Here is a 20839-nt window from a genome sequence, read left to right on the forward strand (position 1 = left end):
GGGGCCCCGACGGGCCCGTTCCGGGCGCCGGGCGGCAGGCGGGCGGATCACTCCGGGTCGCCCGGCGCCGCGGAAAGCAGGCTGCGGACGATCGGGCCGGCCGATCCGCCGCCGGTGACACCCTCCTCCACGACGCACGCCACGGCGACGTTCCCGCGGTGGGCGACGAGCCAGCCGTTGTTGTCCTGGTCGTCGGAGACCTCGGCCGTGCCGGTCTTCGCACCGACCTCGCCGGGCAGGCCGGACAGCACCTTCGCCGTGCCCCCGGTGACGGTGGCGCGCAGCATCTCGCGCAGCTGGCCGACGACCTCCCGCGGCAGCGGTGTCGTCCTGGTCGTGTCCTGCGTGCCGGCGACGAGCGAGGGCTGGCGGAACCTGCCCGACACGGCCGTCGCCGTCACGGACGCCATGATCAGCGGGTTGGCCTGCACCCGGCCCTGCCCGATCATCGAGGCGGCCTTTTCGGTCTCGTCCTTCGGCACCGGCACGGACCCGTCGTACGTGGGCGCCCCGACGTGCCATTGCTGGCCGACCCCGAAGTACGTGCGCGCGACGTCGCCGAGTTCCCCGTCGCCGAGCCGGTCGCGCAGGCTGATGAACGCGGTGTTGCACGACTCGGTGAAGTCCTTGCGGAACGTGGCCCCCGGGTGCTCGGAGAGCTCCACGTTCTGGAACTTCTTGCCCACCGTGAGGAACTTGGGGCAGTCCACCACGTCGTCCGGGGCGACGGCGTCCTTCAGCAGCAGGGCGCCCGTGGTGACGATCTTCCAGGTGGAGCCGGGGGCGTAGGTGCCGGAGAGGGCGCGGTTGAAGCCGCCGGCGGGGGAGTTGGCCACGGCCAGGATCTCGCCGTCGTCGATGCGCAGGGCGACGAGCGCGGCGTTCCTGCCGTCGGCGTGGGAGGCGAGGGCCTCCTCGGCGGCGGACTGCCAGCCGGCGTCGAGGGTGGTCGGGACCGGGCCCTTGTCCGCCCGGACCGTCCTCGCGCCGAAGGTGGCCTCCGTGCGCCGCACCTTCCCGGTGGTCCGGTCGACCAGCCGGATCGCCCCGCGCGCACCGGTGTCCCCGCCTCCCCCGCCGAGCCGGGTCATCAGCGGCGCCAGGGAGGGGAACGCGTCCGCGGTCAGTTTGCGGCCCTGCCGGTCGGCGACCTCGGGGGGCTCGCCGTCCTCCCGTTCGAGCCGGAACTTCTCGGTGCCGCTCAGCCGCGGGTGGACGACGGACAGCCTCCAGTCGACCTTCCAGGCGCCGTCCTCCTGCTCGCGCAGCGGCAGTTCGGATCTGTAGGTCCAGGTGCCGAGGCCGGTGACGGGCATCCGGGCGGTGAAGGGGACGGTGACCGTGCCGTCCCCGGACTCGGCCGCGGCCCCCGCTTCGAGCACGGGCTCGTCGATGTCCAGACCGCCCGTGAAACTGTCCAGCACGCGCCGGGCGGCGTCCGGGCTGGTCGTCCGCTCCGCCGCGCCCGGCACGCGGCCGGCCGCCCAGTCGGCGAGGAACGCGCGGGCCTGCTCGGCCGCGGCCGGGTCGGGACCGGTGTCCCGGGAGAAGGGCCCGATCCCGGCGGCCCAGGCACCGCCCGCCGTCACGGCGAGCACCACCACCCCGGCGGTGACGGCGCGCAGGCCCCTGCGCCGCGGACGTGGGCGGCCGGGGGTGAGGGCGGTGGAGGAGTGGTCGGTATGAGTGTCCATACGCAGACCACAACAGCGGCCGGGGATCCTGTCCAAGACTGTGATCGATGTCGGATCAATATCCAGTCGATATGATTGCTGTTCGTGGACCTGGTGCGGCACCTGGAGTGCTTCGTGGCTGTTGCAGAAGAGTCACACTTCGGCCGTGCCGCCGCCCGCCTGGGCATGGCCCAGCCACCGCTGTCGCAGCGCATCCAGCGTCTGGAGCGCCACCTCGGCGTCCGGCTCTTCGACCGCACGAGCCGGCAGGTGACCATCACCGAGGCCGGGGCGCTGCTGCTCGACGAGGCCCGGGAGGTCCTCGCCCGCTCCGAGGCGCTGATGGCCGCGGCCCGCCGCATCCGCGACGGCGAGACGGGCCTGCTGCGGGCCGCGCTGCCGCCCGACGTCTCCGCCGAGACCGTCGCCGCGCTGTTGTCCCGCTTCTCCGCGGCGGCCGCCTCCGGACTGGAACTGGAGCTGCACGAACTGCCCACCGCTCAGCAGTTGGAGCGGTTCGCCGCGCACGAGCTGGACGTCGGGCTCATCCACCACCCCTGTGACGTCTCGGGCCTGGAGCTCGGCCCGGTGCTCCGCCGCGAACTGGGCGTCCTGCTGCCCGGCGGCGCGCCCGCCGCCGCACTGCCCGAGGTGCCCCTGGCCTCCCTCACGGGCTGTGACCTGATCCTCTTCCCCCGCGCCGGAGCCCCCGCCGTCCACGACGACCTGCTGACCACCTGCGCCCGCAACGGCTACACCCCGCCCGCCGTCCGGCACGCCCAGGGCGCGAGCTTCGTACGCGGCCTGGTGCTGTCGGCGGAGGCGGTGGCCTTCAGCCCGCGTGACGCGCACGACCCCGGGGCCGGCGCGGACCCGCACGGCACCGGCCGCACCGGCCGGGAGGCGGAAGCCCTCGGCTCCACCACGGGCCCCGGCGTGGTGTGGCGGCCGCTCAGCGGCAGGCCCCTGGCGCTGCGGCACTCCGTCGCCTGGCCGGAAGGGCGCGGGGACGCAGCCGTGGCCGTGTTCGCCGAGGCCGCCACGCACGCGCTGCGCACCACCGCCGGGGCGCTGCCGGATCTGCCCTCCCGCCCTCTGCACCTGCGCCCGGCCTCGGAGTACTGGCTGTGACCGACGCCCTCGCCCGCATCCACGCGGCCTTCGCCGACGCCGGGGTCAGCGGCCGGCTGCACGCCCTCGACATCGACTCCGGTGCCCAGCTCGACGCCGGGGCGGACCGGCCGGTGTGCACGGCCAGCGTCCACAAGCTGTGCCTGCTCGTCACGCTGTACGAGCAGGCCGCGGCCGGTCTGCTGGACCTCACCGAGCAGGTCGAGTGCCCGCCGCAGGGCCGCACGGCCGGTCCCACGGGGCTGGCCGCGATGCTCGACGGCGCCCGGCTGTCCGTACGCGATCTGGCCTTCCTGATGATGTCCGTCAGCGACAACGCCGCCGCCGACCTGCTGCTGGGCCGGGTCGGCCTGGACGCCGTCAACCGCACCACGGCCCGCCTCGGCCTGACGCACACCTACGCCGTGCACACCTTCGGCGAGCTGTTCACCACCATCCGGGAGGACGCCGGTCCCGAGGGCGCGCGGGCCCTGGCCGACCCGCTCGTCGTCACGCGGCTGCGCGCCCTGGACCCCGCCCGCACCAACCGCAGCACGCCGCGCGACATGACACGGCTGCTCGCCGCCGTGTGGCGCGACGAGGCGTTCCCGCCCGAGTACGGCGCGGCCGTACGGCGTGTGCTGGGCCTGCAGGTGTGGCCGCACCGGCTGGCCTCGGGCTTCCCCTTCGACGATGTGCACGTCGCGGGCAAGACGGGCAGCCTGCCGACCGTGCGCAACGAGGTCGGCGTCGTCGAGTACCCCGACGGGGGCCGCTACGCCGTCGCCGTCTTCACGCGCACGGCCCGCACCTCCGCGCTGCTGCCCGCCGCCGACGCCGTGATCGGCACGGCGGCCCGGCTCGCCGTGGACGCCCTGCGCGCCCCCTGAGCGGTCCGCCGCACCCGAGCTGCCGGGAGGTCAGAGCTGGAACTCGGCCGGGGACAACCCCAGCGCCGCGCAGGCCTCGCGCAGGACCGACGCCTCGGCCTGGGAGAAGTGCCCGTCCGCACCGGCGATGACCATGCCGGTCTGGACCACGGCCCGGGCCTCGGTGGGCTTCTTCGCGGCCTTGGCGATCTCCTGCATGGCCTCCGTCTTACCGTGCTGGAAGTTCATCGTCAGCTGGTCGACGTGCTTGTTGAAGCGCTGCCTCAGCTGCTCCGGCGGGAAGTTCTGCAGGACCTCGTTGCCGAGGATCATGGACTCCACCTGCTGCCGCTCCGACGGGTCCACCTGCCCGTCCGCCGCCGCGACCAGGGCGCACATCGCCATGCTCGCGTCCCGGTACGCCCCGCTCTTCAGCTCGTTCTTCAGCGAGCCGAGCTGCGACTTGAACAGGCCGATCAGCTGCGCCTTGCCGCCACCCCCGGACCGCGTCCCGCCGCTGTGCCCGCCGCTGTGCCCGGCGGGCGCCGCACCGCGCCCGGCCTGCCCCTGCTGCAGGGCCTTCGCCTGGTCCTTGAGCCGGTCCCACACTGCCATTGCCGCCACCTCGGTCTTCGTCAGCATCACCTGGCGCACCCGCTCAGCGCGCGCACTCCTCCAACGCCCTGCCCCCGGGTAAAGGTTCCGCAAACCCACGGACCGAGCCGAAACGGTGACGGCCCGCTCCCAAATAAGACGTGGTCTCACTCGGTGAGTCTCGGTAGCAGCTCGGCACCGGACAGTCAGGTCAGTCGCCGGCCCAGCTTCGCCGACTGCCGGTTGTAGCCCTTGGTGTCCCACCACTCTTCCAGATGGGCACGCACCAAATGCACCAGTTGTTGCAGGCGGTCAGGGGAAGGAGCCCGCGAGGTGAGAACGTCCGCCCAGGAGTTGTCGGCCCAGGGCAGGGCGACCACCCAGTCTTCCGCCGGGTGGTCCGGACGTGTGACAGTCAGCCGGTAGGTCAATGTGGCACTCCGGCTGGCGTAGTGCTCGACCACCAGGCGGACAACGTCGAAATGCACCCCGTCAGCCGTGACATGTGAACGGCTCAATGCCTGCTCGGCCGGCGTCCGACGTTCCACGACCTTCCCCTGCCCCTTCACCTACGGAGCCTCAGCAGCGCGCAGCACTTGCCGCGGCAGAGGGCTGATCGACCTTATAGGCCGTCGCGACAGGCAGGCACTCCAGCCGCTCGTGTACGGCATCCCGCCGATCCGCGCTCCCGCCGGGCCCGCGCGGACGACGGCCCGCTCCCGGCGAAGGGAACGGGCCGCTCACACGTCCGGTCGGAAGGAAGGCCGGGCCGGGCTCCCGAGCGGCACACGCGGGGACGCGACGGCCCGGCCCGGTCTTCCTCTGGCCGCAATCTGCCACCCGCGCGGCCCCCGCGCCTCCCGGGACGATCCGAACGGGGGCAGCGCGAAGCGGCTGGACATTCCGGGCGCTTTATCGCATTACGTCAGTGATAATCGGAGCATGAATACGGCAACGTATGAATCGCTGGCGGCGTCGTCAGATCACGCGGTCGCCGTGACCATCGCCTTCGTCGCCGGTCTGGTCGTGGCCTGTGCGCTGATCTGGGCCGTCCGGGTCGGGATGCGGGTGATGGACAAGGACACCCACCACCCCGCCCCCGACGAACAGCCGCACCTCCCCGACACCGGGCCGGTCCGCGAGACGCGGGAGATGCGGGAACCCGACGACATGCCGGTCGTGACGCGCGACGGGCAGCGGCTCATGCCGCACGAGCTGCACCGCGCGAGCACCAGGACCGGCAAGGACCAGAACCCCCGCCGGTGGTCGCCCGGGTCCAGCGGATCCTTCGGCGGCGGCGGCCTCGGACGTACGTGATGCCGTGAGACCGGGAGGCCCGCAGGTCTCCCGGCTGCGCCCCCGCACCCCAGGGAGGACGGACATGGCTGCCCGCCACCGGACGCGCAGGGCGACGGGAGGGGCGGTCGTGGCCCTCGGCCTGGCCGCCGCCGCACTCGCCGGATGCAGCGGCGACAGTCCCGCGGACACCGCCCGCAAGGCCGAGTCGGCGGTCGGGTCGATCGCCTCGCAGGCCACCGAGGCGGTGGAGTCGGCGACGGCGGAGGCCGGACGCCGCCTCGACGACATCCAGGACGGCGTCGACGCCAAGGGCGACGTGAAGGTCGCCGCCCCGTCCGTCACCTCCGGCGGCCGCGCCCGCGCCGAGGTCACGGTCACCAACACGGACGACAGCGCCCGCTCCTACGCCGTCCAGATCAACTTCACCGACGGCGGGGGCCGCGTGAACGACACGGTCATCGTGACGGTCGACCACGTCCAGCCCGGCGAGTCCGCCACGGCCACGGCCCGCAGCACCCACGACCTGTCCGGAAAGATCAACACGGTCGTAGCCCGAGCGGTGCGCTACTGAACCACGCAGTTCCCCCACCACCCAGGGGCGCGGGGACCTGCGCGACCACCCACCACGGCGCTGCCCCCTCAGGGGCGCGGGGAACTGCGCGACCACCCACCACGGCGCTGCCCCCCAGGGGCGCGGGGAACTGCGCGACCAGCCACGACGGCGCCGCACCCAAGCCACGGCACAAACCCCCACCCCCTCACCGCCAACCCCGCGGAGCGCTCAGCGGCCCAGCCACACCACCGTGTCCGGCCCCAGCCGCCCCTCCTCCAGCGGCCCGCTGCTCAGCAGCACCTCACCGGCCGGCAACGGCACCACCGCCCCGGACAGGTTCGCCACACACCGCCACCCCTCGCAGCGGTCGAACTGCAGCACCCCCTCCGGGGCGTCCGGAGCCCACGTCAGCTCCTCCCCCTCCAGCAGCTTGCGCCGCAGCTTCAGCGCCGTCCGGTACAGCTCCAGCGTCGACCCCTCGGCCCCGTCCTGCGCCTCGACGGCGAGCTCCCCGAAGACGGCCGGCTGCGGCAGCCACGCCCCGGCCGGCCCGAAGCCGTACGACGGCCCGGTCGTCGTCCACGGCAGCGGCACCCGGCATCCGTCACGGCCCTTGCGGACGTGGCCCGTCTGCTCCCAGATCGGATCCTGGAGCACCTCGGTGGGCAGGTCGGCGACCTCGGGCAGCCCCAGTTCCTCACCCTGGTAGAGGTAGGCCGACCCGGGCAGCGCCAGCATCAGCAGCGTGGCCGCCCGGGCCCGGCGCAGCCCGGCCTCCCGGTCGACGGCCGGTGCGTGGCCCCCGGAGAGCAGCCAGGCGTTGAGGTCGGTGTCCGGCGGCAGCGTCAGGCGGGAGGCGTGCCGGACGACGTCGTGGTTGGACAGCACCCACGTGGCCGAGGCACCGGCCGCCCGGGCGGTGTCGAGCGAGTCGGTGATGACCCGCCGCAGTTCCTCGGCGTCCCAGTTCGCCTGGAGGTACTCGAAGTTGAACGCCTGGCCCAGCTCGTCCGGGCGGGCGTACAGCGCACGGCGTGCTCCCGGCACCCAGGCCTCCGCGACGGCCATCCGGGGCGGCCGGTAGGAGTCGAAGATCTTGCGCCAGTCGCGGTAGATCTCGTGCACCTCGTCGCGGTCGTAGAAGGGGTGCGTGCCGGGCGGCAGCGCGGTGAGGGCCTGCTCGCGGCTCAGCTCGGGCCGGCCGAGGTCGCGCAGCGGTTCGGCGAGGTCCTTGACGAGGGCGTGGGCGACATCGATGCGGAACCCGTCGACCCCGCGGTCGGACCAGAAGCGCAGGGTGGTGCGGCAGTCGGCGCGGACCTCGGGGTTGTCCCAGTTGAGGTCGGGCTGTTCGGGGGCGAACAGGTGCAGGTACCACTGTCCGTCGGGCACCCGCTTCCAGGCGCTGCCGCCGAAGACGGACTGCCAGTCGGTGGGCGGCAGCTCGCCGTGCTCGCCGCGGCCGTCGCGGAAGACGTACCGGTCGCGGGCCGGGGACCCGGGCCCGGCGTGCAGGGCCTCCTGGAACCACACGTGCTGGTGGGAGGAGTGGTTGGGGACGATGTCGACGATGACCTTCAGGCCGAGCCGGTGGGCCTCGGCCACCAGCGTGTCGAAGTCGTCCAGGGTGCCCAGCCGCGGGTCGACGTCCCGCGGGTCGGCGACGTCGTAGCCGCCGTCGGCGAGTTCGGAGGGGTAGAACGGGCTCAGCCACAGGGCGTCCACGCCGAGGGCGGCGAGATGACCGAGGCGGTGGGTGATGCCGCGCAGGTCGCCGAGGCCGTCACCGTCGGCGTCGGCGAAGCTGCGCGGATAGACCTGGTAGACGACGGCCTGCCGCCACCAGTAGGGGTCGCGGGACGACAGGTCGGGAGCGGAGCGATCGGTCACGCGGTCTCCTTGGCAGGCATACGGGCGACAGCATTGAATCTGTCCAGAATGCCGGAAAAAGGAACCACCGTGTGGGTGCCGGGGCGTCCCTCACCCCTCGACCGTCGCCAGGTACAGCTTCACGTAGCGCTCCACGTCCACGTCCAGGCCGACGTCCACCAGGGCCTGCTCGCGGATGCCCTCGTGCAGTTCGGACTCGCCGGGGCGGGGGCGGCGGTCCACGACGGTCATGCCGCGCGTGGGGCCGGGCGCGAGGGAGATCTCCACCGGGAGGCGGTGGGTGGTCAGGCCCTCCGGGTCGGCGACCGCGCACACCGCGCCCGCGTCGCCGAGGCCGCCGGCCGTCTCGTCCGGGTCGTCGGGGCGGCTGCCGGAGTGGGCCGGACGGTGGGCGAGCAGGTCGCCGGCCAGCCGCGCGCCCGGTTCGCCGCTCGCGCGCAGGCGCCGGACGTCCGCCGCCGGGACGACGACCCGGGTGAACACGTCCAGCCCGTACATGGTGATCGGCACCCCGGCGGTGAGCAGGATCGCGGCGGCCTCCGGGTCGTGCCAGACGTTGAACTCCGCGACGGGCGTGGCGTTGCCGGTCGCCGCCGCGCCGCCCATGAAGACGATCCGCTCGATGTTGCGCACCACTTCCGGGTGGGTGCGCAGGAGCAGCGCGATGTTGGTCAGGGGGGCGGTGGGCACGAGGGTGACCGGCCGCGGGGAGGCGAGGATCTCGCGCCGCAGCAGGGTGACGGCGTCGACGCCGGCGGGCCCGCGGGTGGGGGCCGGCAGGCCCAGGTCGCCCATGCCGTCGTGCCCGTGCACGTGCCGGGCGGAACGGGGCGCCTCGATCAGCGGCCGCTCGGCGCCCCGGGCCACGGGGATGTCCCCGGCACCGGCCCGTTCCAGCACGGTCAGGGTGTTGCGGACCACCCCGTCGACGTCCGTGTTCCCGGCCACGCAGGTGACCGCCCGCAGGTCGAGCGCCGGATGCCGTACCGCGAACAGCAGGGCGAGGGCGTCGTCGACGCCGGTGTCGCAGTCGATGATCACCGGGATGCGCTGACCGTCCGTCACGGCGGGGCTCCTTCCACTGGTACCGCACCAGCCTCCACCGGCGACCCTACGACCGTCCGGGGCCCGCCTCATCCCCGTCCCACAGGCCGGTCCCGCGCGCCCCGGCCCGTTCCGCGATCCGGCGCAGCAGGTCCCCGGCGGGCAGGGCGCCGGGGCGGCGGCCGTCGCGCAGACGGGGCGCCACCAGCCCGGCGGCGGCCTCCCGGGCGCCGATCACCGCCTGGTACGGCACCAGCCGCGCCTCGCGGACGCGCGCGGCGAGGGTGCCCCGGTCGGGACCGGCGACCTCGGCGCGCAGGTTCAGGCCGAGGGCGCGGCGGGCCAGTTCGTGGGCGGGCCCGGCCTGTTCCTCCCCGACGGGCAGGATCACCAGCTGCACCGGGGCCAGCCAGACCGGGAAGGCGCCGCCGTGCGCCTCGATCAGGTGGGCGACCGCGCGCTCCATGCTCCCGATGACGCTCCGGTGGACCATGACCGGGCGGTGCCGGCCGCCGTCGGGCCCGATGTAGTGCAGGTCGAAGCGCTCGGGCTGGTGGAAGTCGATCTGGACGGTGGACAGGGTGGCCTCCCGTCCGGCCGGGTCGGTGATCTGCACGTCGATCTTGGGTCCGTAGAAGGCGGCTTCGCCCTCGGCCTCCTCGTAGGGGATGCCGGAGCCGTCCAGGACCTCGCGGAGCAGGGCGGTGGCCCGCCGCCACAGCTGTGGGTCGGCCACGTACTTGCCGTCCTCGCCGGGCAGGGAGAGCCGGTGGCGGGATGCGCTGATGCCCAGGTCGGCGTAGGCACGGGCGATCAGCTCCAGCGCGGCGCGGGCCTCCTCGACGGCCTGCTCCAGGGTGCAGAAGATGTGGGCGTCGTTGAGGGTGATGGCCCGTACCCGGGTCAGCCCGCCGAGCACCCCGGACAGTTCGGAGCGGTACATGCCCCCCAACTCCGCGATGCGCAGAGGCAGTTCCCGGTAGCTGTGGGAGCGGGAGCGGTAGATCAGGGCGTGGTGCGGGCACAGGCTGGGGCGCAGCAGGATCTGCTCGGCGCCCAGGTCCATCGGCGGGAACATGTCGTCGCCGTAGTGCTCCCAGTGGCCGGAGATCTCGTACAGCTCCCGTTTGCCGAGGACGGGCGAGTACACGTGCCGGTACCCGGCCCGGCGTTCGGCGTCGCGGACGTACTCCTCCAGGGTGTGCCGCACGATCGCGCCGTCGGGCAGCCAGTACGGCAGTCCGGCGCCCATCAGCGGGTCGGTGTCGAACAGGTCCAGTTCACGGCCGAGTCGGCGGTGGTCGTGCACGAGGGCTCCTCCGGGTCGGGGGCGGAGCGAGCACCACGCGACGAAGCCCCGGGGCACTCGCCCCGGGGCTTCGGACATCTGGGTCAGCTGTCAGCGCGCCGGGACACTCTCCGGCGTCGTCGTGGCGGACGGGAACGGCTGGACGCGCTGCATGGCGCGAACGTAACAGGCACGGCGGTGCGGGGGCGAGGGGTTTTCCGGGCCGGTGCCGCCGCCGCGCCTCTCCCACGCCGTCCCTCACCCGGACGGACCGTCACGCTGGTGGACGCGCGGGCGCGATGGTGCCGTGAGAGCACCGAAGATCCCGGCCGAGCCCCGGCCCGCCCTCAGGAGGCACCCGATGACCCGTTCTCCGGCCGCCCGTGCCCTCCTGCTCGCCGTGCTGTCCCTGGCCGTCCTGCCGGCCGCGGCCGGCTGCTCGCTCCAGGAGGAACCGCGGCCCCGGTGGTTCACCGTCTCGCCGTCGGCGACCACCGCGTCCCCGGCCGGGAAGCAGCCCGTCGCCCCCGGTGGTGACCCCGCCGCGGCGCTGGTCAGGGCCGCGCTGATCACCGAGGCCGACCTGGGGGAGCCGTGGGTGCCGACGCGGGGCGCCCGGACGTGGCGGGACGGCGTGCTCAAGGGCACCACCGAGGACGCGGAGTGCCGGCGGCTGCTGGACGTCCTGTACACGGAGGAGCTGTTCGGCACCCCCCGGGGCCCGCGCGCGGAGGCGGCGCTCGACGACGACGAGACCGACGCCCAGCTGCGCTACCAGGTCGCCGTCCACCGCCCGGCGGACGCCGACCGCGCCCTCGACTGGCTGGGGACGCTGCCGGAGCGCTGCGGCCGGTTCACGGCGACGGCCTCGCGCGGCGGCGTCCAGGAGGTGCAGGTCTCCGAACTGCCGCTGCCCTCGGCCGGGGACGCCCGCCGGGCCCTGCGGGTGACCCTGGCCGGTGAGACGGAGGACGGAGAACTGACCTACCTCACCTTCGACATCGCGGGCGTCCGCGTCGGGGAGCAGGCCGTCACCGTCACCAACGCCGGTCTGGGCGAGGTGTACGAGGAGGTCACGCGGCACGCCGTGCAGGTCGGCGCGCAGCGGCTGGCCGACCTGGGCAGGTCGGGCCGGGCGCAGATCTGAGGCCCCCGGCGGGTCCTTCAGTCCTGCTCGAAGCGTTTGCGGTGGGTGATCACGTCGCGGGCCGCGTCGAGGGCCGTGAGGCCGCGCGAGAAGGCGTCGGCCCGCAGCCGGGCGAGCGCCTCGTCGGCCGACACCCCGAGCTGCGCCATGATCATGCCGACGGCCTGGTAGACCGCGTCGTGGTCCGCGCCGAGCCCGCTCAGCCAGGCCTCACCGTCGGGGACCTCGGGATCGTCCCCGCGGGGCAGGGACATCAGGGCCACGGTCATGACCCCGGCCACGATCCGGGCGACGTGCAGCTGCCGCTCGGACAGGCCGCCGGGCCGGTCGCGGTACAGGTCGAGGGTGCCGACGCACACCGATTCGTTGCCCAGCGGCACCGCGTAGACCGCGCGTACCCCGGCCGCCGTGGCCTGCTGGGCGAAGACCGGCCAGCGGCCGGCGTCCGGGCCGGTCGTCAGGTCGCAGGCGAGCACGGGCGCCCCGTCCTCCAGCGCGCTCTGGCACGGGCCGTCCCCCAGGGTGGCCTGGATGTGCGCCAGGTGCGCGGCCTCCTCGCTGCTGGCACTGAGCTGGACCGGCATGCCGTCGCTGCGCAGCGAGACGCTGGCACCGGTCACCGGCAGCAGTTCCACGGCCACCCGGCACAGTCGCCCCGGCACCTCGACGGGCTCGGCGCCGCGCACGCCCCGGGCGATCGCGTCGACTGCCTGGAGCCCGTCCACCTCCAGATCACCGCCCGCGCCGAAGCCCGGTTCGCCGTCGGGGGCGCCTCGGGGGTCGTGCCTGGGCCGCACGGGCCACCGCCTCCTTCGATCACCGCGGCACACACCGTCGACGGGTCGCGGGCGGGCGCGCGCCGGCACCGGGCCGGTGCGCGCATCCCGCGATCCCGGCCCGACTACCCGGTGCCGGTGGGGCAAAACCCTCACAGTGGGGGCTGCGCCGGAGCGGGCCCGAGGGTGGTGGTGCCGGGGGCCGTACGGTGGCCCAGGCCCGTCCGGTACGCGTCCAGGGCCGCCTCCACCCGCCCGGTGCGCCGCAGCAGGTCGCCGAGCAGCCGGCACAGGTCGGCCAGGTCACCGGCGGCGCCGGCCCGCTCCAGCAGGCTGAGGGCGCGCACGTAGTGCTCCTCGGCGTCCTCGGTGCGGCGGGCGTCCTCGGCGATGATGCCGAGCAGCCGGTGCGCGGCGGCGGAGTGGACGGCGCCGCGCTCGGACGTCAGGTGCTCCAGCACGTCGTGCAGCAGGGCCTCGGCCTCCGCGGACCTGCCGCGCCGGTGCAGCACGTCGGCCAGTTCCACGGCGACCTGACTGCTGTAGAGGGCCGCGCGGCGGGCCGACAGCATGCCGAGGGCCTCCCGCAGTTCCTCCTCCGCCCGCTCCAGCCGGCCGTCCTGGGCGTAGACGTAGCCGCGCATCCAGTGGCAGTTGGCGAGCTCGGTGCGGATCTGCAGGCCCCGGTACAGTTCGGCGGCCTTGGCCAGGGAGGCGTCGGCCTCGGCGAAACGGCCCTCGGCGACCAGGGTGCGGGCCACCGACCGGTGCATCCGGGCCACCAGGGCAGGGTCGCCGGACTGCGGGGCGAGCGCCAGGGCGAACTCGGCGGCCTGGGCGGCCCGGGCGTGCGCGCCCATGTCCATGTACGGGCCGATGGCGCTGGCGTAGAGCAGCAACAGGGCGTCCGGGTCGTGCAGACCGCCGCGGTTCAGCTCGTCCAGGGCCGACTCCAGCAGGTAGACGGCGTAGCGCAGTTCACCGGCGAGGTAGTGCGCGACGGCCCGGCCGCGCAGGGCCGGTACCCGGGCGGGCAGCGGGGCACCGGCCAGGACGGCCTCGGCCCGTTCGAAGTACCCCCGGCCGGTCACCAGCTCGCCCGTCTCCAGGGCGCACTCGCCGAGTCCCAGCAGCGCGGCGGACTGCTCGGCCGGCAGGCCGTGCGTCTCGGCCTCGGCGAGCAGCCCGGTGTACTGCTCCGCCGCCGCCTCGGCCTCGCCCAGGGCGAGGGTGCGCTGCGCCTCGGTCAGCCGCAGCCGCAGCTCGGTCACGAGGCGGGCGGAGTGGCCGGTGGCCAGCTCGTCGAACGCGACACCGAGCCGGCCGGCGAGATGCCGCAGGGCGTCGTCGGAGGGGCGCACCCGGCCGGACTCCAGGGTGGAGATGTAGGCGGGCGTGTACGCGGGCTCCGCCAGCTGCCGCTGGGTCAGTCCGCGCTCGACACGCAACCGCTGCACCCGGCGACCGATGGTCCCCGGGTCGTCACGCTCCCCCACGCCAACTCCCCTTGTGCCTCTTGCCGTTCGGCCGGAACAGCCCCTAGGTTAAACGGAGTGTTAAGCAGAATTGTCGAACATGCTTAATACGTTGCCGTCACCGGAGCCGCCCCAGTTGCGAGGTCGCCGTGCTCGAACGCACACGCACCGCCGAGCGGTACGCCCGAGGCTTCACCGCCGCGCTCGTCGCCGTGGCCACGCTGCTGCTGGCCGCGAACGCGGGCCCGGCGAGGGCGGGGGAGCACCACCCCCAGCCGTCACTCCACAGCGACGTGACCGACGAAGGCGGCGTAGGCCTCCGGTGACAGTCTGAGCATCCCGACGCCGGGGTCCTTGGAGTCCCGCACGGCGACGACGGACCCGAGCTCGGCGACCTCGAGGCATTCGCCACCGCTGCTTCCGCTGTAGGACGACTTGCGCCAGCGCGCTACGGTGAACTCAGGCCTGCTGGTCATGACTTCACAGCGGCGATGAAGGCGGCGTAGGCCGCCGGGGAAAGGCTGACGATCCCGAAGCCGGGGTCCTTGGAGTCGCGCACCAGCATGGCGGACGGGAGTTCGGCGACTTCGACGCACTCGCCGCCGGTGTTTCCGCTGTAGGACGACTTACGCCACCGCGCGTGGGTCAGATCCGTGCTGCTCGCCATAACGCTCCTCCATCACGCGGCTGATCAGTCGCACCGAATCCTTCACGGAGAGGGCGGCAGCCTGCAAGTGAGCAGTAACGGAAGGCGGCTTCCCTGACAGTGTCCGGATTGGCCGTCATGTGGCCGGAGATGAGGTCCTCGGTGTAGACGATCTCCGGGTCGTCTCCGAAGCGCAGGCTGGTGAACGAGCCGATGAGGCTGGCGTGCTCCCCCGCGTCGAAGGGCAGCACCTGGATGCGCACCCAGCGACGGTCGGCGAAGCTCAGCAGGTGTGCGAGTTGCCTGCGCATGACCTCACGGCCACCGATCGGACGATGCAGGGCTGCCTCGTCCAGGACGACCCAGGCGACCGGAGGCTTGTCCCGGAACAGGATGCGCTGACGCTCCATTCGAGCCGCCACCAACTCGTCCAGCCTGTCCGGCAGGCCGGTGGCCAGCACGGCCCGAGCGTACTCCTCCGTCTGCAGAAGCCCGTAGATCACCTGCGCCTGATAGGTCGAGATGAACCCCGCACGCGCCTCGAGCTCGGCGAACTGCTGGAACCACGTAGGCAACTGGCTGCGCAGCACCAGCCCCACCAACCGGGAGAAGCAGCCGTCCGTCATCAGGGCCGCGTCCGCGCGTTCCGCGAACTCTCTCGTCGGGACCTTGTGGGCCGTCTCGATCTGGCCCACCAGCGAGCCCGTGCAGTAGATGCAGTCGCCCAGCTCCTTCTGGGACAGCCCCGCGGCCTCGCGGCAGCGGCGCAGCTCCGAGCCGAAGTAGTCCAACGGCGACGCGGTGGGGTCGAGTCGGCGGACGTTGGCCATGCAGCGGTCACCCCCGGGTCCGAACGCCCTGGGGCGCTCCTGTCGTTCCGTCGCCGAGAGTAATCGCCCGGCTGCGCACAGGTGGCGCGAATCGGATAAGTCAGTCCGGCAGGATTTCGCGCAGGGCTTCGTCGAGGCGGCGTCCGATCTCCGCGTCGGAGGGGCGTTCCTTCTTGCGGTCGTACAAGGGGTCCAGGCCGGTGATGAGGGTCTGGGTCACCGCGCCGTACAGCGGGGTGCGGGGGCGGTGGACGGCCTCCTGGAGCGCCGGCCGCAGGACGTGGCGGAAGTAACTGCCCCCGGACGGCAGCAGGTCGGGCACCGTGCGCTCGGCGCTCTCGCCGGTGGGTGACGCCGACGGCGTCTCCGCGGAGGCGGCGACGTGCCGGCACTCCGGGGCCGAGCCCGCGTCGAGGTAGGCGGAGGTCCGGGTCGCGGCGAACCCGGCGCGCAGCAGGCAGCGTTCACTGTCGGGATCGGTGAGGAACGCGATGAGCTCGGCGGCCTTCGCCGCCCGCCGCTCGGACGCGGAGGAGGCGACGGCGAGGTTCTGCCCGCCGAGAACCGCCTTGCCGGGCAGCTGCGTCACGCCGAGGTCGTCACCGAACGTCTCGCGCAGCGCCGGATAGACGTAGGGCCAGTGCCGCAGGAAGATCGCGCGGCCCTCGGCGAAGGCGCTGAGGGACTCGGCCTCACGGGACTCGGCGGCCTCCTCCAGCGTGTAGGGCCGGGCGGTGCGTTCGCGCAGTGCGGTCACCCCGGCGGTCAGCTGTGCGGCGTCGGCGGCGTAGCGGCCCCGGTCGTCGGTGAGCGCGAAGTCCGGTGTGGCCGAGGCGAACGCCTCGATCGCGTTGACGGTGCGGCCCTCGTAGGGAGCGAGCTGGGTGGTCCAGCCGTCCCCGAAGTCCTCCGGCGCGGGGTCCGGGGGTTCGGTGCTGATCCACTCCCGTACCTCGTCCCAGGTGACGCCCGCGCTCAGGTCGGTCCGCGAGGCGCCGATCTCCCGCAGCCGGTCCTTGCGGTAGTAGAGCAGCCCGACGTCGCTGTTGAACGGCACGGCGTACCGCTTGCCGTCCCAGTGGGCCGTGCTGTCCACGGACGGGATGATGTCCCCGGGCGACTCGACGGCCGCACCGGTCAGCGGCCGGATCACCCCGGCTTCGGCGAACTCCGGAACCCACGTCACGTCCAGGTTCACCACGTCGTACTCGGCGCTGCCCGACTGGAGCGCGCCGAGCAGCTGGCTGCGCTGCTGGTCGGCGGAGCCGGGGAGTTCGACGAGCCGGGCCCGGTAGCCGTGCTCGCCCTGGCGGTCGTTCCACACGTCGATGAGCTGCTGGCGGATGCCGTTCTTGCCGGTGACGTCCTGCCCGCTGGCCACCACGATCCGGGGCGGGTCGGTCTCCGGCGGCTGTTCCTGCGCGCCCCCGCCGGTGCAGGAGGCGAGTGCGACGAGCGACAGCAGGGACAGGGCGGCGGCCGTCACGCGGCGGACCATCATTCCTCCCCCGATCCGATGCGGGACACCTCGTCGTGCACCATGGCCACGAGGTCGTCACCGGTGTCCAGGCAGCTTCCCCGGGCGGCGTCGGCGATCCTGCGCGCGGGGCGGTCCCGGTCGCAGCCCCAGCTGTTCAGGGACGCCATCACCACCGGGACGCCCGCGGTGCGGGCCCGCTGCTCGACGTCGGCGAGGGCCTTGCCGGTCAGCCGGTCGTCGTCCTCGCCGTCGCCGAGGTACACGATGAGCTGGGGACGGTCGTCGTCGCTGCCCCGCTCGCGCATGAACTCCAGGGCGTCCGCCAGCGCCGCGGCCGGGTCGGCCTCCGCGTCCCGCCAGCGTGCGGCGTCGAGCTTGTCCTCGGCCTCGGCGCGGGCGTGGGTGCCGAAGCCCAGCACCTGGGTGTGGGTGCTCCGGCCGGTGCCGTGCACCGCCCACACGCCGTACTCGTCCTCCCCGCCGAGCCCCGGCAGCGTCTGCCCGAGGATGCCGGGGCCGCCGCTGGGGCCCTTCCACACCCGGGCCATCGAGCCGGAGCTGTCGAGGAGGAACAGGACCCGGCCGTTCCCGTGGGCCCTGCGGTACCGCTCCAGGGTGAGGTCCAGTGCCGCCGCCTCGGCCGACTTCACGGGACGGACGGACGCGGTGAACCCCGCCGGGACCCGGCCCGGGTCGAGGAGCGCGTGGGCACCGGAGGGCGAGCGGAAGCCCTGCTCGCCGAGTACCGCCCGGCCTTCCGCACCCGTCAGCCAGGCCCGGAAGCGGCGGACCGCGTCGTCCCGCGCCTGAGCGTCCCGGTCGCCGTCCTCCCAGCGCACCCGCACGAACGTGGGCTCCAGCGGGGGCACGTCGTCGGGGTAGGCGGCGGTGCGCGCGACGCGGGTGGCCGAGTCGCAGCCGGTGCCGCTCTCCAGCAGGAACTCCGGTACGAGGGCCGCGCTGCGGTTGTCCACGGCGTCGGTGTCCGGCAGCGTGCACAGCAGCCGCACGGCCGACGGCTCGGGCCGTCCGGCGCGCGTGAGCAGTTGCTCGGCGCCCCGGGCGGGGGTGTCCTCGCCGTACAGGCCCACCGTCGCCAGCAGGGCCGCGTCGGTGAAGTCCGGGTCCGGGCGGTGCACTTCGGCTGCCCGGTCCGCCTCCTCCAGGGCGCCGACCAGGGTGGTCACCGACTGCCCGGTCCGCTCGATGCCCGTGTCGAGGCCGTCCGGCAGGGCCAGCACGATCGGCGAGTACGCGAACGGCTCGGTGTCCGGCTCCAGCGCGGCGAAGACGCGGTCCTGCCGCGCGGCGTCGACGACGGCCCGCTCGGCGGTCGCGCGGGTGGCGGGGATCCACACGTCCGGCTGCGGGCCGATGTCACGCTGCGGGTTGACGTCCTCGCGGGGCTTCTGCCAGGCGTCGGTGCGCTTCCCCAGCGCGGTCACCACGTCGGCGGCGGCCGCGCTGTAGACCGTGATGCCGCTGCGTCGGCAGCCCTCGTCCGTGCGGTTGGCGTCGGACGCGAGGAAGTCGTCCCGGGCGGCGTTCAGCGCCGGCTCCAGGTCCGGGTCGACGAGCAGCCGCAGCTCCAGGGCCGGGCCGCAGGGTCCGGAGTCGCCGATCAGGGCGTAGAGGCCGTAGCCGCCGGCGCCGGTGGCGAGCAGCGCCAGCAGCAGCGTGAGCGCGGTGCGGCCCAGCCGGCCGGCGAGGGCCCGGGCGGCCCTGACCGGCCAGGGCGTGGGCCGAGGCCCCGCAGGGCCCGGGTCGCGGCCGGGGCCGGGGGCGGGGTGGGGGCCCGGGTCGCGGCCGGGGCCCGGGGCGGGGTGGGGGCCCGGGTCCGGCATGGGGGGTGCGGGGACCGGTCCGGCTGCCAGCAGCACGTCGGCGTCCGGGTTCCAGGGCGGGGCCAGGGCCTGCGGCTTCTGCAGGTCGTCGTCCTCCGCCCGGTAACCCGCCGCGGCCATCCGCTGCTTCAGCGCCGGATACAGCGTGGACAGCCACACCTCCCCGCCCTCGTCGAGGAAGCGCGCCACCTCGTGGGTGAACGGCGTCGGGCCGTCGGCGTCGCCGCCCAGGATGTACCGGTTGGGCTGCACGCTCATCAGCAGCAGGACCCGTTCCTTGCGCTCCTGCGGCGCCTCGAAACGGTGCCAGATCTCGGCGGCGTTACCCGCGTAGCAGCAGTCCAGGATCACCAGGACCCGCTCGGGGCGGCTCTCCGGGGCGCACAGTTCGCCCAGCACGCCCGCGAAGCTCACGGCGCCGGGCAGTTCCTCGCCCGCGACCATCCGCGCGGTGCGCATCTGCAGGTGCAGTCGGTGCACGGAGGTGTCGGTGACGACGGCGTGCCCGGCGAAGTACAGCAGCAGCACACCGTCGGTCTCACGGACGGCGCGGCGCAGTTCGCCGGTGAAGTCGTCCGGCGCCGGGGACGCCAGCACCCGTATCTCGCCCGCGCGGAAGACCCCGCCCCGGTGCAGGGCGTCCTCCAGCACCTTGCGGTTGTGCCGGACCGCGGGCAGCTGTCCGCTGACCCCCTGGGGGTCGGGTGCCGTGTGGTCGTACTCGGACACGCCGGCCAGCAGCGCCCGGTTCGCTCTGCCGCGCGGGTCGAAGCGGCTCACCCGGCTACTCCCCGTCGGGCCCCAACGGGCGGATGTCCGAATCGGGTTCGCCGCCCTGGAGCCTGCGGCGGTTGTTCTTCCAGGTCTTCACCGCACGGGCGGTGTACTCGGTCAGCGCCGCGATCGTGGCAACGTCGCCGAGCAGTCGGAGGACGAGCTCCACGTCCGGCCCGAGGCGTCCCTTCGGCCCGTCGGCCGTGGTCCGCTCCTCGATGTGCAGGTGCCCGCCGGAGAGCAGCTCCTGCAGCGGTTCGTCCCGCTCCAGCCACGCCCGCAGCGCTCTGACGTCCTCCATGGTCGCGCCGGCGCCCAGCCGGACGCGTACGCCTAAGACAGCCACTCGGTCCCCCTCTGTCATCCCGCCATCATGACACCCGACCCGGCCCCGGCGGCAGACCCGTGACGTGCCCACACGGCGTGCGGGGCCTCAGGGCTGGGTCTGCAACTGCCGCAGCTGGCGCTGCACATGGTCGAGCGCCCCCTCGCGCCGGCCCGGCACGCGGCTGCGCAGCACGGCCAGCGCGGGGCCCAGTTCGCGGGCGCGGAGCGGGTCGCGGATCTGCCCCCACTGGTGGTGGGCGCGGTCCGCCGCGGACTCCACGGCGGGGGCGTCGGGTGCCTGCCCGGCGTTCAGGCGGGTGGTCGCGACGGTCAGCCAGGTGCGGCAGCTGCGGGCGGCGTCCCCGGCGAGCATCGCCACATCGGCCCGGACCTCGGCCCAGTGCAGGGCCTCCTCGGAGGCGGGCCCGTGTGCGGCGACGGCGGCCTGCTCGTGCCGGGCGGCCAGCGCGTCGGCGTCGGCGTGCCGGCCGGCCTGCACGGCGGCGGCCAGGGCGGCGTGCGGGTCCCCGCCGACCGGGCCGGGCGTGTCCAGCACCAGGTCCCGGCCCGCGCTCTCCGGCGCGATCCGCGCCAGCGCCTGTTCGTGCAACTGCCCGGCGGGCGGCCTGAATCCGCTGCGCAGGATCGTCGCGACGGCCTTCATGTACGCGGGTGCCGCGACCGTGCGCCGGGACGGCGGCGGCGCGACACGTCCGTGGACGGCGTTGCCGCGCCCCGAGTCGAGGGGGGTGCGGTGCAGCAGTTCCCAGGTCTCGGCGTCGGCGTGCAGGTCGACCAGGAGGGTGGTGGCGCCGGCCGGCCGCAGCCGCAGTTCCTCGCGGAACCAGTGCCAGGGGAACGCCGTGTAGCGGGCCGTGGAGGCGGTGGTGCGGGCCAGCGCCAGGTGGGGCAGGCGCTGGCGGCGGTCGAGCTGGAGCTGGCCGGTGACGTACACGGTGAGCGGGCCGGGGGACGCGGCGGCCGCGCGCAGCCGGGTGAGGACGGCCTGCGGCTCCAGCGGGTCGGCGAGTTCGACGACGTTGGCGGTGTCGGTGCCGGCCAGCACGGCGGGCGGCACGGCCGCGAGGACGGGAAGCACGGAGGCGGCGTCGACCAGACGCCCTCGGCCCACCGGCGAGGCCGCCAGCAGCAGCACGGTTCCCGGCATCGTCCCTCCCCCTCGCGTCGCCCGCCTACGGCAGCACCGTAACCGCTGCGAC

General features: G+C 74.3%; 19 protein-coding genes and 1 pseudogene. 5 read left to right on the forward strand and 15 right to left on the reverse strand.

Going from position 1 to position 20839, the window contains the following annotated elements; translation table 11 throughout:
• Positions 1–47: 47 nt before the first annotated feature.
• The gene (locus tag ACZ4M5_RS22080) at positions 48–1694 is read right to left on the reverse strand and encodes a penicillin-binding transpeptidase domain-containing protein (RefSeq protein WP_467739279.1); all 1647 of its coding nucleotides are present in this window, start codon (positions 1692–1694) and stop codon (positions 48–50) included.
• A gap of 114 nt (positions 1695–1808) precedes the next feature.
• Between ACZ4M5_RS22080 and ACZ4M5_RS22085 the strand changes: the two genes are divergently transcribed.
• Positions 1809–2804, forward strand: a complete 996-nt coding sequence (locus ACZ4M5_RS22085; RefSeq protein WP_467739281.1) for a LysR family transcriptional regulator — start codon at positions 1809–1811, stop codon at positions 2802–2804.
• Positions 2801–3673: a serine hydrolase gene (locus tag ACZ4M5_RS22090; protein WP_467739283.1), complete on the forward strand. Its 873-nt coding sequence runs from the start codon at positions 2801–2803 to the stop codon at positions 3671–3673. Before ACZ4M5_RS22085 ends, ACZ4M5_RS22090 begins: the two co-directional genes overlap by 4 nt.
• 30 nt (positions 3674–3703) lie before the next feature.
• Here ACZ4M5_RS22090 and ACZ4M5_RS22095 read toward each other — a convergent pair whose 3' ends face one another.
• Entirely contained in the window at positions 3704–4267 is a 564-nt protein-coding gene (locus ACZ4M5_RS22095; protein ID WP_467739285.1) for a tellurite resistance TerB family protein, read from the reverse strand.
• Between the two features lie 185 nt (positions 4268–4452).
• Positions 4453–4794, reverse strand: coding sequence for a hypothetical protein (locus tag ACZ4M5_RS22100; protein WP_467739287.1), 342 nt, complete (start codon positions 4792–4794; stop codon positions 4453–4455).
• Positions 4795–5188: 394 nt separating this feature from the next.
• Here ACZ4M5_RS22100 and ACZ4M5_RS22105 point away from each other — a divergent pair, with 394 nt between their 5' ends.
• Together ACZ4M5_RS22105 and ACZ4M5_RS22110 are read left to right on the forward strand one after the other, a co-directional pair.
• Positions 5189–5563, forward strand: coding sequence for a DUF6479 family protein (locus ACZ4M5_RS22105; protein ID WP_467739289.1), 375 nt, complete (start codon positions 5189–5191; stop codon positions 5561–5563).
• 64 nt (positions 5564–5627) lie between these two features.
• Complete coding sequence (locus tag ACZ4M5_RS22110) at positions 5628–6116, forward strand: hypothetical protein (RefSeq protein ID WP_467739291.1); 489 nt, start codon at positions 5628–5630, stop codon at positions 6114–6116.
• A 210-nt stretch (positions 6117–6326) separates the two neighbouring features.
• Here ACZ4M5_RS22110 and ACZ4M5_RS22115 read toward each other — a convergent pair whose 3' ends face one another.
• The 3 genes from ACZ4M5_RS22115 to thrS all read right to left on the reverse strand — a co-directional run bounded on the left by ACZ4M5_RS22115 (position 6327) and on the right by thrS (position 10341).
• Positions 6327–7988 (reverse strand): glycoside hydrolase family 13 protein, encoded by a 1662-nt coding sequence (locus ACZ4M5_RS22115; RefSeq protein ID WP_467739293.1) that lies wholly within the window; start codon positions 7986–7988, stop codon positions 6327–6329.
• Positions 7989–8078: 90 nt separating this feature from the next.
• Positions 8079–9053, reverse strand: a complete 975-nt coding sequence (locus ACZ4M5_RS22120; RefSeq protein ID WP_467739295.1) for a nucleoside hydrolase — start codon at positions 9051–9053, stop codon at positions 8079–8081.
• A 46-nt stretch (positions 9054–9099) separates the two neighbouring features.
• Positions 9100–10341: a threonine--tRNA ligase gene (gene thrS / locus ACZ4M5_RS22125; RefSeq protein WP_467739297.1), complete on the reverse strand. Its 1242-nt coding sequence runs from the start codon at positions 10339–10341 to the stop codon at positions 9100–9102.
• A 340-nt stretch (positions 10342–10681) separates the two neighbouring features.
• Here thrS and ACZ4M5_RS22130 point away from each other — a divergent pair, with 340 nt between their 5' ends.
• On the forward strand, positions 10682–11467 hold the full coding sequence (locus tag ACZ4M5_RS22130) for a hypothetical protein (RefSeq protein WP_467739299.1): 786 nt from the start codon (positions 10682–10684) through the stop codon (positions 11465–11467).
• Positions 11468–11484: 17 nt separating this feature from the next.
• Here ACZ4M5_RS22130 and ACZ4M5_RS22135 read toward each other — a convergent pair whose 3' ends face one another.
• The 9 genes and pseudogenes from ACZ4M5_RS22135 to ACZ4M5_RS22175 all read right to left on the reverse strand — a co-directional run bounded on the left by ACZ4M5_RS22135 (position 11485) and on the right by ACZ4M5_RS22175 (position 20787).
• Entirely contained in the window at positions 11485–12264 is a 780-nt protein-coding gene (locus ACZ4M5_RS22135; protein ID WP_467739301.1) for a GAF and ANTAR domain-containing protein, read from the reverse strand.
• A gap of 131 nt (positions 12265–12395) precedes the next feature.
• Positions 12396–13739: a helix-turn-helix domain-containing protein gene (locus tag ACZ4M5_RS22140; RefSeq protein WP_467739303.1), complete on the reverse strand. Its 1344-nt coding sequence runs from the start codon at positions 13737–13739 to the stop codon at positions 12396–12398.
• A gap of 257 nt (positions 13740–13996) precedes the next feature.
• Positions 13997–14194 (reverse strand): DUF397 domain-containing protein, encoded by a 198-nt coding sequence (locus ACZ4M5_RS22145; RefSeq protein ID WP_467739305.1) that lies wholly within the window; start codon positions 14192–14194, stop codon positions 13997–13999.
• On the reverse strand, positions 14191–14385 hold the full coding sequence (locus tag ACZ4M5_RS22150) for a DUF397 domain-containing protein (protein WP_467739307.1): 195 nt from the start codon (positions 14383–14385) through the stop codon (positions 14191–14193). The genes ACZ4M5_RS22145 and ACZ4M5_RS22150 overlap by 4 nt, the downstream gene beginning before the upstream one ends.
• Positions 14345–15194: pseudogene (locus ACZ4M5_RS22155) on the reverse strand (helix-turn-helix domain-containing protein). Before ACZ4M5_RS22155 ends, ACZ4M5_RS22150 begins: the two are co-directional and overlap by 41 nt.
• Before the next feature lie 100 nt (positions 15195–15294).
• Positions 15295–16692, reverse strand: a complete 1398-nt coding sequence (locus ACZ4M5_RS22160; RefSeq protein WP_467739476.1) for an extracellular solute-binding protein — start codon at positions 16690–16692, stop codon at positions 15295–15297.
• The gene (locus tag ACZ4M5_RS22165; RefSeq protein WP_467739309.1) at positions 16692–19298 is read right to left on the reverse strand and encodes a hypothetical protein; all 2607 of its coding nucleotides are present in this window, start codon (positions 19296–19298) and stop codon (positions 16692–16694) included. The genes ACZ4M5_RS22160 and ACZ4M5_RS22165 overlap by 1 nt, the downstream gene beginning before the upstream one ends.
• Positions 19299–19302: 4 nt before the next feature.
• Positions 19303–19638 carry a hypothetical protein gene (locus ACZ4M5_RS22170; RefSeq protein ID WP_467739311.1) on the reverse strand — a complete coding sequence of 112 codons (336 nt, stop codon included), beginning with the start codon at positions 19636–19638 and terminating at the stop codon, positions 19303–19305.
• An 87-nt stretch (positions 19639–19725) separates the two neighbouring features.
• Entirely contained in the window at positions 19726–20787 is a 1062-nt protein-coding gene (locus tag ACZ4M5_RS22175; protein ID WP_467739313.1) for a hypothetical protein, read from the reverse strand.
• Positions 20788–20839: the final 52 nt, after the last annotated feature.

This window comes from Streptomyces sp. NPDC026246 (assembly GCF_055567995.1).